The sequence below is a fragment of the Acidiphilium sp. 34-64-41 genome (assembly GCF_002282635.1).
In the GTDB taxonomy this organism is placed as follows: domain Bacteria; phylum Pseudomonadota; class Alphaproteobacteria; order Acetobacterales; family Acetobacteraceae; genus Acidiphilium; species Acidiphilium rubrum.
This window is the reverse complement of the sequence record NZ_NCJX01000064.1, coordinates 1-14477: the sequence shown is the minus strand read 5'-3', so window position 1 is coordinate 14477 and position 14477 is coordinate 1. Positions and strand designations below refer to the sequence as shown.

Sequence of the window (14477 nt, the reverse complement as noted above, 5' to 3'; positions counted from 1 at the left end):
TCACGCCGTCTGGCCATCGCCTGAACGCCATGATGGGACAGAATTCCATAGAAATCAGATCGATGACGTTGCAAAAACGATTCGAGTCGGACTCTGAGAACTCACGACCATTGATCGTCACAGGCGGATTTCTTGATCGCTGATACTTCGGGTTTTCCAACTGGTTGCCGCGTCGGCCAGAAACACCAGTTTGGCCGTCGCTTCGGGAAATCCGTGTTTCGTTTGGTATCAACTGGCGGGCCAGCGCGGATAGGCCCTGCTTTATGGCTGCCGACGCGCCGCCTGTCGCGATGGCGGCTGCGATGGCGAGTGCTGCTTCGACCGGATAGACCGGCTGGATCGGCGGATCGTACGGTGGGGGCGCCCATCACGATCGTATCGGGCGGGCCGACGCAGGTTACCGGATCGGTCACACGTGCCGCCGGGAGCCCGCCGATGAATACATTTGGCGATCCAGGCATGATCGGTCCGCCGACGTGGGGCACGGGACCGGTGGACTCCGGGCAGGTGTGCATGTCGGTTAGGCGTGCTGCGGGTTTTTCGCCGGCCACGACTACAAGGTTATCAAGATTGGCGGGGTTTGGGAATGGGTTTGGCGGCTGGTTTTCCGGGTTGTGGCGATGGGTGGTGTTCGCTTGATCGGGTCTGACGTGATCGACGGGTGCGGGGATCGCGCTATAGTGGGTGGATGACATTTGAGATTAAACATCTGACCGCGGATTCGGCTGATCTGGCGATGTGGCTTGGTCGGGCGGAGGGGTTGCATCGGATGCTGCGGCCGCAGTTGGTGGCGGGGTATGAGGGGGAGATGCGGCGGGTTCTGGCGGATGGGGCGCAGATGGCGTTGCTGCATGAGGCGGGGGTGGTGCGGGCGTTGGCGGTGTTTCGGGCGTATCGGAATACGTGGAACGGGTATCGGTTTTATGTCGATGATCTGGTGACGGATGAGGTGCGGCGCAGTGCGGGGTATGGCGGGGCGTTGTTGCGGTGGTGTGAGGCGTTGGCGCGCGGGTGGGGGTGTACGGCGTTCACGTTGGAGTCAGGCGTGCAGCGTGGTGCGGCGCATCGGTTTTATTTCCGTGAGGGCATGACGATCGAGGCGTTCAGTTTTGTGAAAACGCTCGTACCGTAAAACGCCAACAATCAAAAATTTTTTGGTTCTTTTTTATAAAAAAGAAATGCTTGCTTTTACTTCCCTTTCCCGCATCGCTCGACAATAGCGGCGTTCAACGCGGACATGGTGCCGACGCCCCCAAGATCGGGCGTGCGCGGTGTTGCGGGATCGGCCAGGGCGGATTCGATGGCGTGCATGATGAGGGCGGCGGCTTCGGTTTCGCCGAGGTGTTCGAGCATCATCGCACCGGCCCAGATGGCGCCGACCGGGTTGGCGATGCCTTTGCCTGCGATATCGGGGGCGGAGCCGTGGACGGGTTCGAACATCGAGGGGAATTTTCGTTCCGGGTTGAGATTGGCCGAGGGGGCGACGGCGATGGTGCCGGTGACGCCGGGGCCGAGGTCGGAGAGGATGTCGCCGAACAGGTTGGAGCCGACCACGACGTCGAACCGTTCGGGGGACATGACGAAGCGGGCGGCGAGGATGTCGATATGGTATTGGTCGATGCGGGTTTCGGGGTAGGTGGCGGCGATGGCGGCGAAGCGTTCGTCCCAGAAGGGCATCGAGTGGAAGATGCCGTTGGATTTGGTGGCGGAGGTGACGTGGTTGCGGCCGAGTTTGGTTGCGAGATCGAACGCGAAGCGGAGGATGCGGTCGGTGCCGAAGCGGGTGAAGATGGCGGTCTGTTCGACGAATTCGCGATCGGTGCCGGCGAACATGCGGCCGCCGAGCTGGGAGTATTCGCCTTCGACGTTTTCGCGGACGACCCAGAAATCGATATCGCCGGGTTTTTTGTTGGCGAGCGGGCAGGGAACGCCGGGGAGCAGGCGGACCGGGCGGAGGTTGACGTATTGGTCGAACTCGCGGCGGATCGGGATGAGCAGGCCCCAGAGGGAGATGTGGTCGGGCACGCCGGGGTAGCCGACGGCGCCGAGGAAGATGGCGTCGTGGTCGGCGAGTTGGGTGATGCCGTCGTCGGGCATCATGCGGCCGGTGGCGTGGTAGGTTTCGCAGCTCCAGTCGAAGGTGTGGTAGGCGAGGGTGAAGCCGCAGAGGGTGGCGGCGCGGTCGAGCACTTGCTGGGCGGCGGGAATGACGTCGCGGCCGATGCCGTCGCCGGGGATGATGGCGATTTTATGGGTGCGCGACATCAGTATTCCTCATCGGCGACGTAGGAGCCGATTTTCTGGACGAGGTCCGGGTCGCGGCGTTCGAGGATGATGCCGTAGATGATCGAGAGGATCAGGACGCCGAGGGCGGCGTAGGGGAAGATGTTGTAGGGCGCGGGCTGGCCGGGTTGGACGAGGCCCCAGAGCGGAAACAGGGTGAGGATGGTGCCGAGCACGGGGATGACGGCGTGGCGGAGCGGGCGGAACTCGGCGCGGTGGTGGCGCAGCATGTAGACCGGCAGGGCGAGGTTGGTGATGAGGTAGGTGATGATGATCGGGATGGTGCCGAGCGAGCCGGTTTCGCCATAGAGATCGACCGGTTTGGCGTTCCAGCCGAACAGGATGACGATGGCGAGGGCGATGAGCACGAAGCTCCACATCGCGACGAAGGGGGTGCGGTGCTGGGGGTGGATTTTGCCGAAGACGCGCGGCAGCAGGCCTTCGCGGCCGGAGCTGAACAGGATGCGGGCCTGGCTGTTGGTGAGGCCGAGCAGGGAGGAGAAGATGCTGGTCATGCCGGCGAGGTAGGCGATGATCAGGAGGGCGGCGGCGGAGGCTTTGAAGGCATCGATGAAGGGGATGTCGGATTTGCCGATGGCGGTGGCGTTGTTGTGGAAGGCGATTTCGGTCGCGTAGGCGAGGAAGATGTAGAGCAGGCCGATCGAGAGCGTGCCGATGATCAGGGCGCGGGGAATGTTGCGGCGCGGATCGCGGGTTTCCTCGGCGAGGGTTGCCGAGTTTTCCCAGCCGATGAACAGGTAGATCGCGATGGGGAAGCCGAGGCCGATGCCTTTGAGACCGCCGGACAGGTGGCTCCATTCGAACGGGGCGAGTGAGAGGCTGGCGCGGTTGACGATCAGCATGACGACGGCGCCGACCAGCAGGAGGGCGAGTTCGAAGTAAAAGAAGATCGCGGCCCAGGTGGTGGAGAGGGCGACGCCGCGCGAGACCAGCAGGCCGACGATGCCGGTCGCGATCAGGCTGAGCAATTGCCAGGGGATGTCGATGCCGAGGAACATCTTGAGTGTGTCGTGCGCCCAGCCGCCGGCGATGACCACGACCGAGGAGGCGGCGACCAGATAGCCGAACACCACGAACACCGAGGCGGCGGCGCCGGCGACCGGGCCGAAGGCCATGCCGATGAAGGTGACGAAGCTGCCGGTGGAGGGGCGGTATTTCGAGAATTCGGACAGGGTGTTGGTCAGGAACAGGATGACCACCATGGCGACGAGGATGGTGATGGGGGCGGCGACGCCGGCGCCGCTGACGATCAGGCCGAAGCCGAAGAAGAAGCTCATCGCGGGCGCGATGTTGGCGAGAGTCGAGGCGACGATCTGCGGTAGTCCCAGCGCGTCTTTTTTCAGACGTTCATGCGATCCGATGATGCTCATGATGGCCCCCGTTTGTTATTGTGGCCAGAGCTTAATCCGTGACGGGCGATTTCGCCAATGGCGTGGACGGGTTCTTTGGCCATCGGCGGTGCAGCCAGAGCCATTGGCCTGGCTGGGCGCGGACCCAGCGTTCGATGGTCTGGTTCATCCAGAGGGTGGTGGCGGCGATGTCGGCCGGTTTGTCGTCGGTGATGGCGGCGTGGGCGATGGGTTCGATGATCAGGTGCAGGCGGGCGGGGCCGAGGCGTTCGACGTGGACGGGCAGGATCGGGCAGCGGAATTTGCGCGCGAAGACGGCGAGGGAAGGGGTGGTCATGGCCTCGATGCCGAACAGGGGGACGGGGATGCCGTCGTTCAGTTTCTGGTCGACCAGCATGCAGAGCAGGCCGCCGCGGGCGAGGTGGGCGTAGGCGCCGCGGGCCCCTTTGGCGCCTTTGGCGAACATGGTGACGGGTTCGCCCATCGCGGCGGCGCGCAGGTCGATGATGAGTTGATCGACTGCCGGGTTGGCGGCGGCGCGGTAGAAGAAGGCGAAGCGCAGGCCGAGGGTGCGGAGTGCGGCGGGCAGGATTTCCCAATTGCCGCAATGGGCGGTGAGGATGATGGCGGGGCCGCCGCGCTTTGCGAGTTCGATTGCGTGTTCGGCGCCGGTGATGGTGAAGCCGGGGCCGGCGGCGGTGGCGCGCAGGGCGGCGAGGTGGGGGAATTCGCCGGCGTTGCGGGCCAGATTATCCCAGACCTGGGCGATGATGGCGCGGCGGGAGGGTGCATCGAGGCCGGGCAGGGCGGCGGTGAGATTGGCATCGGCGATGCGCGAGGTGGGGATCAGCGGGCCGATGGTGCGGCCGATGGCGCCGGCGAGGTTGCTGGCGCGGGTGGGGGTGAGGGCGCGGAACAGGGTGAGGAAGACGCGCGCGATGGCGTATTCGAGCTGTTGCAGGCGGGTCATGGCAGGAATTGGTCCAGCGCTGCGGGATCGTCGAACGCGAGATCGACGGTGATGACGCAGCAGCGGGCGCGCATTGCGGCGGGGAGTTTGACCGCGTCCTTTTCGGTGGTGGCGAGCAGGGCGCCGGATTGGGCCGCGGTCATTTGCAGGCGGGCGAGGTCGATCGGGCGGTAGGCGTGGTGGTCCGGGAAGGCGATGGTGGTGACGAGATCGGCGCCGAGCTCGCGCAGGGTGGTGAAGAATTTTTCGGGGCGGCCGATGCCGGCGAAGCCGACGACGCGCCGTCCTGCCAGGGGGATCGGGCTGGTGGCGATCAATTGCGCCTGGAGGATCGGGAGGGAGGGCGGCAGGAGGCGGGTTGCGCCGTGGGTATCAGCGCCGATCAGCACGGCGGCGGCGCAGCGGGCGGCGGCGGCGGGGGCGGGTTCGCGCAACGGGCCGGCGGGCAGGGTGCGGCCGTTGCCGAAGCCGGCGCCGCCATCGATCACCAGCAGGGCGGTGGTTTTGCGCAGGGTGGGGTTTTGCAGACCGTCATCCATGACAATGATTGTGGCGCCGGATGCGAGGGCGAGGCGGGCGCCGGCGGCGCGATCGCGCGCGACGATGGTGGGGGCGGAGGCGGCGAGCAGGAGGGCTTCGTCGCCGATCTCGCGCGCGGAGTGCTCGGCCGGATCGACCTCGACCGGGCCTGGCATCGTGCCGCCGTGGCCGCGGGTGAGGGCGAAGGGGCGGGCGCGGCGGGTGCGGTAGCGGGCGAGGATGTGGCGGACCAGGATGGTCTTGCCCGAACCGCCGACGCTGGCGTTGCCGATGCAGAGCACGGGCAGGCCGCAATCGAACCCGGGTTTGGCGACGCGCTGCGCGGTGATGCGTGTGGTGATGCGCGAGAGTGGCGCGAGAGCGGCGGCGAGGATGCCGTTGCGTTGCCAGAAGGCGGGCGGGCGCATCAGGGCATGGCCTCCAGCACGCGGCGGGCCAGGCGGTCCGGCAGGTCGGCGAAGCCTTCGCAGATGCGCTTGCCGGCGCTGCCCATGACGGCGAGGCGGGCGGTGTTGGACATCAGGCGGATCAGGGTGGCTTCGAGCTCCATGAAATCGGCGACATCGACCAGGGCGCCGACGCTGTGCAGCGTGGTCATGGCTTCGAACTGGTTTTCGTAATGCGGGCCGACGATGGTCGCGCAGCCGAGTTGGGCGGCCTCGATCATGTTGTGGCCGCCGATCGGGACCAGGGTGCCGCCGATGAAGGCGAGCGGGCAGAGACGGTAGAAGATGCCGAGTTCGCCGATCGTATCCGCGAGGTAGAGGCCGCCGGGGACCGGCAGTTCGCCGCGTGAGCGCCGGGCGAGGGGGACGCCACGGGCGAGGCTGGCGACTGCATCGGCGCGGTGCGGGTGGCGGGGGACGATGATGGTGGTGATGCTGGGGTGCAGGACGCGGAGCGCGCGGTGGGCTTCGATCACCGGGATGTCTTCGCCGGCGTGGGTGCTGGCGGCGAGCAGCCAGGGGCCGGGGCAGGCTTTGGCGAGGGCGGCGCGGGCGGCTTCGTCGTCCGGCAAATCGGGGGTGGCGAATTTCAGATTGCCCCAGCTTTCGATGTCGCGCAGGCCGAGGCCGCGCAGGCGGGTGGCATCGCGCGGGGATTGCGCGGCGATCATGGCGAAGCCGCCGAAGACCTGGCGGATCGCGCGCGGGAAGCGGCGCCAGCGGGCGGCGCTGCGCGGCGAGAGGCGGGCGTTGAACAGGAAGCGGGGGGTGCCGCGCGCATCGATTGCGGTGAGCAGGTTCGGCCAGAGTTCGGATTCGAGGAAGATGGCGGCATCCGGGCGCCAATGATCGAGGAAGCGGGTGACGGCGCGTGGGACGTCGAGCGGGACGAACTGGTGGATGGCGGCGGCGCGTTCGGCGGCGAGTTGGGCGGAGGTGACGGTGCCGGTGGTGAGCAGGACGCCGGTGTGGCGGGCGAGGGAGGCGATCAGCGGCAGGGCGGACATGGTCTCGCCGAGGCTGGCGGCGTGGACCCAGATGAGTTTTCCGTCCGGGCGGGGGCGGCTTGGAATGCCGTGGCGCTCGGGCAGGCGGGCCGGGATTTCCTTGCCGATCGCCGCGCGCCGGTTCAGCCACCAGGGCAGCGCCGGGGCGGCGAGGCTTGTGGCGAGGCGGTAGAGTTTCAGGCTCAGCGACATGAGATCAGCGCGCGGGCGAGGTTGGCGGTGAGTTGCGCTTCGATATCGGTCAGCGCGGCGGCGCGGTTGGCGCGCGTGACCTCGACCGGGCCGCTTGCGATCAGCGCGCCACGGCCGAACGGCAGGGGGATGCGCATTTCATCCCAGCTGGTCAGCGTGACGGCGCGGGCGGTGGCGGCGGCGGCGCAGAACACCGGCGCGCCGGTGAGGGCGGCGAGTTGGGCGACGCCGGCGGCGGCACGGCGGCGCGGGCCGCGCGGGCCATCCGGCGTCAGGCCGACCGGATTGCCGGCGGCGATCAGGCGGGTGAGTTCGCGCAGGCCGGCGGCACCGCCGCGCGAGGTGGAGCCGGCGATGGCGCGCACGCCGAAGCGGGCCATGGTGCGGGCGATCAACTGGCCGTCGCGGTGGCGGCTGGCGAGGACGTAGCCGGTCGGCCCGGAAGCGATGCGCCCGGCGGTATGCCAGAGGATGGGCATGGCGGGCAGGCATTCATGCCAGAAGGCGATGATGCAGGGCGTGCCGGCGCGCAGCGTGGCGAGCAGGGCATCGGCCTCGATCGTCCAGCGTGTGCTGCGCATGGTGGCGGCGAGATAGCGGCCGGCGGCGTCGCCGAGCCAGCCGCGCACGAGCGGTGATTTCAGCGGGGATTGGAAGATCGGGGCGCGCTGGGTGGCCATTGGGGCGGCGGTAGCATCTGCGGTGCGGGGCGTCATCAGGGGGAGATGAGTAAAGGACTTGGAGGTTAAGGAAGGGCTTCTTTTTTGGAAAAAAGAAGCAAAAAACTTTTTGACTCGGGGGCATGGGCGTTTGGGGCTGCGCGGGTCATGTGCCGGGTGCTGGGAGCGTGACCGCCGGCCGAAGAGCGGCGAACAGGGAGGCGAGCGCGCGGAAGGCCGGGTCGCGCGGGTCCGAGGCGCGCCAGACCAGGGCGATGGTGCGCCCGGCATCGGCGTCGGCAAGGGTTTGGCACAGGACGAGGTCGTGCAGGTCGGGGCGGGCGGCGACGGCGAGGGCGGGCAGCAGGGAATAGCCCTCGCCGGCCGCGATCATTTGCCAGAGGGTTTCGAGGCTGGTGGCGTGGCGGGTGACCGGCTTGGCGTTGCACAGGGCGAGCGCCTGATCGCGCAGGCAATGCCCATCTTCGAGCAGGAGGAGGTCTTCGGCGGGGAGATCGTCGAGCGTCAGGCGCGGCAGGGCAGCGAGCACATGGCCGGGCGGCGTGGCGAGCAGGAAAGGCTCGAAGAATAGCGGGGCCGCGACCAGCCCGGCGCGCGGCACCGGCATGGCGAGCAAGGCGAGGTCGAGCGCGCCGCTGACCAGGCGCTCGATCAGCGGGGCGGTGCGCGCTTCGGTGAGGCGGAGCGACAGGGCAGGGCGTTCGGCGCGCAGCAGGCGCAGGATGCCGGGCAGGTAATAGGGGCCGAGCGTCTCGATTGCGCCCAGCGCCACCGTGCCTGCCATGACGCTTGGCTGGCCGTGCGACAAAGCGAGGAGATGGCGCGCTTCGGCCATGACGCGCTCGATCTGGGCGAGCAGGGTGGCGCCGGCGGCGGTGGGGGCGACGCGGCGCTTGGTGCGTTCGAACAGGGCGACGCCGAGCAGCGCTTCGAGCTTGCGGATCTGTTCGGACAGGGCGGGTTGCGACACGCCGCAGCGTTCGGCGGCCTGGCCGAAATGGCGCAGTTCCGAGACGGCCTGGGCGTATTCGAGATCGCGCAGCGATAATCCGGCGAGGGTGCGGGTGGGGTGCGGGTCCATGGCGGGATATTTAATCGATTTCGCCGATCGGGGGAATGGTGAACATCGATTTGGCCTATCGCATTGAGGCCGGTTGCCGTGGTATCAGGCGGTTCGGCGGGCAATTCATTACGGATTTCGTAACTTGAAGCCGGTTGCGCGAAACCCCACTCCTGATCGGTATCGAGCGGCCGCGCGGCCGCGACAACCATCGAAAGGATTTCGGCAATGGCGAGTTGGGGCGGCAAGCGAAAAGATGCGATGGGCACATTGACCGATGAGTTCGATCGGTTCCAGGGCGATTTCGAGACGCTGCGGACCAAGCTGGTGCGTCTGGCCGGTGACACGATGAAGGAATTCAACGACAGCCCGGAAAAACTCGCCGAACTGAAGCACGCGATCGATCTGCGCCTGTCGAGCATTGAGGATGAGATGTCCGACCTCGGCAAGCAGCTTCGGATCAAGGGTGGGCGCGCCGTGAGCCAGGTTGAGACGAAGGTGCATGAGCAGCCGCTCGCAGCGCTTGCGATTGCGGCGGGTGTCGGGTTCGTGGCGGCTCATCTGCTGCGTCGGCGCCGTCAGTCATCATGAGCGTCCGGCACGTCGGGGTAGCGGAGATCGTGGCGTGCTGAGGGTGTTTTTCAACCTGATCGACGGGTTTTCATTTCGCTATCTGACACTGCGCATCGCCCTCAGCCTGGCGGGGCTGGTGGCCGGGCTGCTTGGGCTCGCGTTTTTGTTGGCCGCCGCTTTCCGGGCGGTGGCGGATGCGCTGGGCGCGATCGATGCCTCGTTGATTTTCGGCGCGGCGTTTATCGTGATCGCGCTAGGGTTGTTCGGCGCGGCCAGCATGATCTGGAACGGAAGGCCGCGGCCGATGCTGGCGCGTGCGCGCTACGGGGTGGCGGCGGAGGTGCTGCGGCTGGCGCAGACGCTGATCCGCAAGGACCCGAGCAAGGCGGTGCTGGCAGCGTTGATTCTTGGTGCGATAACGGAATATACCACGAAGCGGCAATCCGACACGCGGGACTGACCTGCGCGGTCGGCTGATTAAAAATATGGCTTGTGCTCGCGTTCATTGCTTGATCGGCATTGGCGGCGGCGTTCAGGTGGCGTAAGACCGAGCGAGGCGCAATTGTGTAGATTGCGTGTATTTTCTCGTCCATCGTCCCAATTTTGAACGGAGCCCGCCGCATGCTGCGGCTTTCAATCCCGGTTCGACAAGCTCTCTCGCGCCTGACGCTGCCTGTGATGCTGATCGTCTCGCTCGGTCTGGTGCTTGCCGGCCGGGCCGATCGTCATTTGGGCGATACGCTGCGCACCGGGCTCGATGATGCGCTGGCGCCGCTGTATCGCGCGGCGGCGGCACCGGTGGCCGAGGTCGAACAGGGGCGTGGCGCGATCGGCGACTGGTTCCGCCTGCACGCCGACAATGCCCGCCTGGTGGCCGAGAACGATCAGCTCAAACGCTGGCGCGCGGTGGCGCTGGCGCTGGCGGCGCAGAACGATGCGCTGAAATCGCAGCTGCATTTCGTCCCGACGCCGACGCCGAATTTTTTCGCCGCCCGCGTGATTGCGGATCTGGGTGGGCTTTATGCCCGTTCGGTGCTGGTGACGATCCCGCGCGACGCGCATGACATTGTGAATGCGATCGCGATGGATGGCAGTGGCGTGGTCGGGCGCGTTGTGCAATCCGGGGCGCGCAGTGCGCGGGTGCTGCTGATCACCGATTTGAACAGCCGGGTGCCAGTTGCGATCGGGCGGCACGGCGCGCGGGCGATCATGGAAGGGCAGAATAGTGCGACGCCGCGGCTGATCTATTGGGCGCCCGGCAACCCGCCGCGGGAAGGCCAGATCGTGCTGACCAGCGCGGTCGGCGGCGTGTTTCCCTACGGGCTGCCGGTGGGTACCGTGCATTATGATGGCAAGAACGATCCGGTGGTGCGGCCATTTGCCGGGATGACCCGGCTGCGCGTGCTGCGCCTGTTTGAATACGATCACCAGCCCGGCGCCGATGTCGCCGCGGCCACCCCCTGAATGGCGGCGATCTGCGCATCATGCCACTGTGATGGTGACCTGATGCAAATGATCGCGGGTTTCATATGATGGTTGGGGTTTCGTAGTGGAAGGCGTGGAATTCTGGCGCGGCCTCGATCGGGTGGCGCGGCACGCGCTGCCGGCGGTCAGTATTGCGATCGTGATGATTCTGCTGGCGATTCCGGGGCTGGTGCCGTTGCAGGCGGGGGTGCGGGTCGGGTTTGTCATGGCTTCGGTCTATTTCTGGAGCCTGTATCGGCCGGCCGCGCTGCCGGCACCGCTGGTGGCTGTGCTCGGTGTGCTGCTTGATCTGCTGGGTGCCTCGCCGCTCGGGCTGTGGGCGGTGCTGTTGCTGCTGGAACAGGCGGCGATGGCGGCGATCCGGCGCGCTTTGGTGCGGCGGGGGTTTCTCATGGTCTGGCTGGTGTTTGCCGGTTTCGTTGCCGTGTTGACCGCGGCGGAGTACGCGGCGCGCGCGGTGCTCGACCTCGCGATGCTGCCGCCTGCGCCCATTTTGGCCCAGGGAATTGTCACGATTTTGATCTATCCCTTGCTTGCGGTTGCGCTGATCCGGGCGCATCGGGGTGCTGCGGCGCCCGAGCAGGCGTGACGATGGGTGAGTTGATGTGGGCATGAAGCGCGAACGGGAATTGCGGCCGATTTTCAGCCGCCGGGCTCTGTTGCTGGGCAGCGTGCAGCTTGCCGCGTTCGGTGCGCTTGGCGTGCGGCTGTATCGGATGCAGGTGCTTCAGCACGGCAAATACGCGACGCTCGCCAAGCAGAACTCGGTGAACGAGCGGCTGCTGGCACCGCTGCGCGGCATGATCACGGATCGGCATGGCACAATCCTGGCGGGCAACAAGCAGCATTGGCGCGCCTTGTTCATGATGATCCAGGCGCCCGATCCGGCCGCGGTGATCGACCGGTTTGCCGGACTGGTCAGTCTTTCGGACGGCGAGCGTCAGCGTATCGCGCATGATATTGCCGGCAAGCCGCGCTATGTGCCGGTGTTGCTGAAGGATTATCTGGACTGGTCGGACATGGCCAGGATCGAGGTCAATGCGACCGATCTGCCGGGCGTGTTCGTCGATGTCGGCGCATCGAGGGTCTATCCGATGGGGGATACGATGTCCCACACGATCGGGTACGTTGCCCGGCCGACCCAGGCGCAGGCGGCGCTCAATCCGGTGTTCGCCTTGCCGGGCATGCGGGTGGGGCGTGCCGGGGTGGAGCGGGCGCGCGACGATGCGCTGCGGGGTGATCCCGGCATCGTGCAGACCGAGGTGAATGCGCATGGCACGGTGGTGCGCGTGCTCGATCGGGACAACGGCACCCAGGGTGCGACCGTGCAATTGACCATCGATGCGGGGTTGCAGAGCCTGGCGGCGCAGAAACTGGCCGGTCAGGCCGGGGCGGCCGTGATGCTCGATGCGACCAATGGTGCAGTTCTGGCGATGTCGAGCCAGCCCGGGTTCGACCCGACGCTGTTCGATGCCGGCGTGCCGGAAGCGGTGTGGCAGCGCTGGATGGAAGATCCGAAACGGCCGTTGAACGACCGGGCGACCGGCGGGTTGTACGCGCCGGGGTCGACCTTCAAGCCGAACGTCGCGATGGCGGCGCTCGAATGCGGTGCGATTACGCCGAGTACGCAGTTTTTCTGCCCGGGGTATCTGAAGCTGGGCAACCATATTTTTTACTGCTGGCGGCATCAGGGCCATGGCTCGATCAATGTGGTGAACGCGTTGCAGCAGAGTTGCGATGTGTTTTTTTATCATACCGCGCTGGCCACCGGCATCGACCGGATTGCCGCGATGGGGCGGAAACTGGGGCTGATCGGGCCGTTGCCGCTTGATCTGCCGGGGGTTTCGCAGGGGTTTCTGCCGACCCGGCGATGGGCGCGCGACCGGCGCCTAGTGTGGACCAAGGGCAATACCGTGATCCAGGGGATCGGGCAGGGATATACCCAGGTCACGCCGCTCGGGTTGGCGACCATGACCGCGCGCATTGCGACGGGGCGGGCGGTCGGGCCGCATATTGCGGGGGCGGTTGGTGATGTCGTGCAATCGGGCAACGGGCCGGACGATTGGCCCTCGCTCGGGTTCGATATGCGCAATCTGGCGGCGGTGCGGCAGGGCATGTTCGATGTGGTCAATACGCAGCTCGGCACCGGCTATGCCTCGCGCCTGACGATTCCCGGCGTGTTCATGGCGGGCAAGACCGGGACCGCGCAGGTGCATGATTTGTCGCAGGCGCAGGAGAAGGCGAATTACGACGATGCCAAGCTGCCGTGGAAATTCCGACCCAATGCGTTTTTCATCGCCTTCGCGCCGACCGATGTGCCGCGGTTTGCCGTGGCGGTGGCGGTGGAGCACGGCAATGAAGGCGCTGCGGTGTCGGCGCCGATCGCGCAGGCGTTGATCACCGCGGCGTTGACGCGCAATCTGACGCCGGCGCCGCCCGGCACCATTCAGAGCGCGCCGCAAGCCCTGATCAGCGAGGCGGGACCGGCATGAACGCGCCGCTCACCACCAAATTCTATCGGCCGCAGTACGACCGTTCGTTCAGCTTCGCGAGCAAGCTGCTGCGGGTGAACTGGCTGTTCGTGCTGGCGTGTTGCGCGCTGGCGGGCATCGGCTATGCGGCGCTGTATTCGGCGGCGGGCGGGCATGGCCAGCCTTATGCGACGCCGCAGATCGAGCGGTTTTTTGCCTCGCTGTTGCTGATGATCGCGATTGCCATGATCGATATCCGGATCATCGCGAAATGCGCCTGGCCGCTGTATGGGCTGGGGATCGTGCTGCTGATCGCGGTTTGGAAATTCGGCCATGTCGGGCTTGGGGCGAAGCGCTGGCTCGATGTGGGGGGGGTGCATGTGCAGCCCTCGGAGTTGATGAAGCTGTTTCTGGCGCTCGCGCTGGCATCGTGGTTTCAGCGGGCGACGCATGAGCGGGTGGGCAATCCGCTGTTCCTGATCCCGCCGGTGCTTGCGATTCTGGTGCCGGCGGCGCTGATCTTGAAGGAGCCGAACCTTGGCACCGCGGTGATCACCATGGCGATCGGCGGTTCGGTGCTGCTGGGGGCGGGGGTGCGGTGGTGGAAATTCGCCATCGTGATCGCGCTGGTCGCGATCATTGCACCGTATGCCTATAGCCATCTGCACGGGTATCAGAAGGAGCGCATCCTGACGTTTCTGCACCCCGGGCGCGATCCGCTGGGGGCGGGGTATAATATTATCCAGTCGAAGATCGCGCTGGGCTCGGGCGGGATGTGGGGGCAGGGGTTTTTGCACGGGACGCAGAATCAGTTGAACTTCCTGCCGGAGAAGCAGACCGATTTCGTGTTTACCATCATTGCGGAGGAATTCGGCTTTGCCGGCTCGATCGTGCTGCTGGGCGTGCTGTTCTCGATGGTGATGATGGCGATTTATACCGCGCTGCGCTGCCGCCATCAGTTCGGGCGGCTCGCGGCGCTGGGGATTGCGACCAATTTGTTTCTTTATTGTTTCGTAAATCTGGCGATGGTGATGGGGTTGATTCCGGTGGGCGGGGTGCCGTTGCCGTTGGTGTCTTATGGCGGATCGGCGCTGACCGCGGTGATGCTGGGGTTTGGCGTGCTGATGTCGATTCATGTGCATCGGGATGTCGAGTTTGCGGTGAGCGAGGAGTAGGAAGCGGTTCTTTTTTGTAAAAAAGAACCAAAAAACTTTTATTTATCTGGGACATTGGCGGTTTCACGGGCACGGGCACAGATGAATGAAGTTTTTTTTGCTTCTTTTTTGTTCACAAAAAAGAAGACTCCGTGCCTATCCGGTTGACTCAGACACCCACTAGGGCTAGTGGCCCCCGCCATGGCGGCCATTGACATTCACCAGCGTGACGAACTGGCTTTTCCC

The 14477-nt window shown here is 66.0% G+C and carries 15 protein-coding genes; 7 read left to right on the top strand and 8 right to left on the bottom strand.

Translation table 11 applies throughout. From position 1 onward, the window contains the following. Positions 1 to 101 precede the first annotated feature (101 nt). Positions 102 to 461, bottom strand: coding sequence for a PAAR domain-containing protein (locus tag B7X49_RS13095; RefSeq protein ID WP_286704709.1), 360 nt, complete (start codon positions 459 to 461; stop codon positions 102 to 104). Positions 462 to 688: 227 nt separating this feature from the next. Here B7X49_RS13095 and B7X49_RS13090 point away from each other — a divergent pair, with 227 nt between their 5' ends. Next, a complete protein-coding gene (locus B7X49_RS13090) occupies positions 689 to 1132 on the top strand; it encodes a GNAT family N-acetyltransferase (RefSeq protein ID WP_286704698.1) in 444 nt (147 codons plus the stop codon). Between the two features lie 56 nt (positions 1133 to 1188). Here B7X49_RS13090 and B7X49_RS13085 read toward each other — a convergent pair whose 3' ends face one another. The 7 genes from B7X49_RS13085 to B7X49_RS13055 form a co-directional block, all read right to left on the bottom strand. Beyond that, entirely contained in the window at positions 1189 to 2265 is a 1077-nt protein-coding gene (locus B7X49_RS13085; protein WP_286704699.1) for a tartrate dehydrogenase, read from the bottom strand. Beyond that, the gene (locus B7X49_RS13080; protein ID WP_286704700.1) at positions 2265 to 3674 is read right to left on the bottom strand and encodes an APC family permease; all 1410 of its coding nucleotides are present in this window, start codon (positions 3672 to 3674) and stop codon (positions 2265 to 2267) included. Before B7X49_RS13080 ends, B7X49_RS13085 begins: the two co-directional genes overlap by 1 nt. Before the next feature lie 31 nt (positions 3675 to 3705). Continuing rightward, entirely contained in the window at positions 3706 to 4623 is a 918-nt protein-coding gene (locus B7X49_RS13075; RefSeq protein WP_286704701.1) for a lysophospholipid acyltransferase family protein, read from the bottom strand. Beyond that, a complete protein-coding gene (gene lpxK, locus B7X49_RS13070; protein WP_286704702.1) occupies positions 4620 to 5570 on the bottom strand; it encodes a tetraacyldisaccharide 4'-kinase in 951 nt (316 codons plus the stop codon). The genes B7X49_RS13075 and lpxK overlap by 4 nt, the downstream gene beginning before the upstream one ends. Beyond that, on the bottom strand, positions 5570 to 6808 hold the full coding sequence (locus B7X49_RS13065) for a 3-deoxy-D-manno-octulosonic acid transferase (RefSeq protein WP_286704703.1): 1239 nt from the start codon (positions 6806 to 6808) through the stop codon (positions 5570 to 5572). Before B7X49_RS13065 ends, lpxK begins: the two co-directional genes overlap by 1 nt. Next, positions 6799 to 7488: a lysophospholipid acyltransferase family protein gene (locus B7X49_RS13060; protein ID WP_286704704.1), complete on the bottom strand. Its 690-nt coding sequence runs from the start codon at positions 7486 to 7488 to the stop codon at positions 6799 to 6801. The genes B7X49_RS13065 and B7X49_RS13060 overlap by 10 nt, the downstream gene beginning before the upstream one ends. Positions 7489 to 7633: 145 nt before the next feature. Then, positions 7634 to 8569: a LysR substrate-binding domain-containing protein gene (locus B7X49_RS13055; protein WP_029312318.1), complete on the bottom strand. Its 936-nt coding sequence runs from the start codon at positions 8567 to 8569 to the stop codon at positions 7634 to 7636. 207 nt (positions 8570 to 8776) lie between these two features. Here B7X49_RS13055 and B7X49_RS13050 point away from each other — a divergent pair, with 207 nt between their 5' ends. The 6 genes from B7X49_RS13050 to rodA all read left to right on the top strand — a co-directional run bounded on the left by B7X49_RS13050 (position 8777) and on the right by rodA (position 14252). Further along, positions 8777 to 9139 carry a YqjD family protein gene (locus B7X49_RS13050; RefSeq protein WP_029312317.1) on the top strand — a complete coding sequence of 121 codons (363 nt, stop codon included), beginning with the start codon at positions 8777 to 8779 and terminating at the stop codon, positions 9137 to 9139. Positions 9140 to 9173: 34 nt separating this feature from the next. After that, the gene (locus B7X49_RS13045) at positions 9174 to 9581 is read left to right on the top strand and encodes a hypothetical protein (protein WP_286704705.1); all 408 of its coding nucleotides are present in this window, start codon (positions 9174 to 9176) and stop codon (positions 9579 to 9581) included. 161 nt (positions 9582 to 9742) lie between these two features. Further along, positions 9743 to 10585, top strand: coding sequence for a rod shape-determining protein MreC (mreC, locus tag B7X49_RS13040; protein ID WP_286704706.1), 843 nt, complete (start codon positions 9743 to 9745; stop codon positions 10583 to 10585). Positions 10586 to 10679: 94 nt separating this feature from the next. Then, positions 10680 to 11195: a rod shape-determining protein MreD gene (locus tag B7X49_RS13035; RefSeq protein WP_286704707.1), complete on the top strand. Its 516-nt coding sequence runs from the start codon at positions 10680 to 10682 to the stop codon at positions 11193 to 11195. Between the two features lie 22 nt (positions 11196 to 11217). Next, entirely contained in the window at positions 11218 to 13098 is a 1881-nt protein-coding gene (gene mrdA, locus B7X49_RS13030) for a penicillin-binding protein 2 (RefSeq protein ID WP_286704708.1), read from the top strand. Beyond that, on the top strand, positions 13095 to 14252 hold the full coding sequence (gene rodA / locus B7X49_RS13025; protein WP_029312312.1) for a rod shape-determining protein RodA: 1158 nt from the start codon (positions 13095 to 13097) through the stop codon (positions 14250 to 14252). The genes mrdA and rodA overlap by 4 nt, the downstream gene beginning before the upstream one ends. The last annotated feature ends 225 nt before the right edge of the window (positions 14253 to 14477 follow it).

Excerpts from the sequence above, each read along its gene's own strand:
- B7X49_RS13095 (WP_286704709.1), bottom strand. The coding sequence starts at position 461 with ATGCCTGGATCGCCAAATGTATTCATCGGCGGGCTCCCGGCGGCACGT.
- B7X49_RS13090 (WP_286704698.1), top strand. The coding sequence starts at position 689 with ATGACATTTGAGATTAAACATCTGACCGCGGATTCGGCTGATCTGGCG.
- B7X49_RS13085 (WP_286704699.1), bottom strand. The coding sequence starts at position 2,265 with ATGTCGCGCACCCATAAAATCGCCATCATCCCCGGCGACGGCATCGGC.
- B7X49_RS13080 (WP_286704700.1), bottom strand. The coding sequence starts at position 3,674 with ATGAGCATCATCGGATCGCATGAACGTCTGAAAAAAGACGCGCTGGGA.
- B7X49_RS13075 (WP_286704701.1), bottom strand. The coding sequence starts at position 4,623 with ATGACCCGCCTGCAACAGCTCGAATACGCCATCGCGCGCGTCTTCCTC.
- lpxK (WP_286704702.1), bottom strand. The coding sequence starts at position 5,570 with ATGCGCCCGCCCGCCTTCTGGCAACGCAACGGCATCCTCGCCGCCGCT.
- B7X49_RS13065 (WP_286704703.1), bottom strand. The coding sequence starts at position 6,808 with ATGTCGCTGAGCCTGAAACTCTACCGCCTCGCCACAAGCCTCGCCGCC.
- B7X49_RS13060 (WP_286704704.1), bottom strand. The coding sequence starts at position 7,488 with ATGGCCACCCAGCGCGCCCCGATCTTCCAATCCCCGCTGAAATCACCG.
- B7X49_RS13055 (WP_029312318.1), bottom strand. The coding sequence starts at position 8,569 with ATGGACCCGCACCCCACCCGCACCCTCGCCGGATTATCGCTGCGCGAT.
- B7X49_RS13050 (WP_029312317.1), top strand. The coding sequence starts at position 8,777 with ATGGCGAGTTGGGGCGGCAAGCGAAAAGATGCGATGGGCACATTGACC.
- mreC (WP_286704706.1), top strand. The coding sequence starts at position 9,743 with ATGCTGCGGCTTTCAATCCCGGTTCGACAAGCTCTCTCGCGCCTGACG.
- mrdA (WP_286704708.1), top strand. The coding sequence starts at position 11,218 with ATGAAGCGCGAACGGGAATTGCGGCCGATTTTCAGCCGCCGGGCTCTG.
- rodA (WP_029312312.1), top strand. The coding sequence starts at position 13,095 with ATGAACGCGCCGCTCACCACCAAATTCTATCGGCCGCAGTACGACCGT.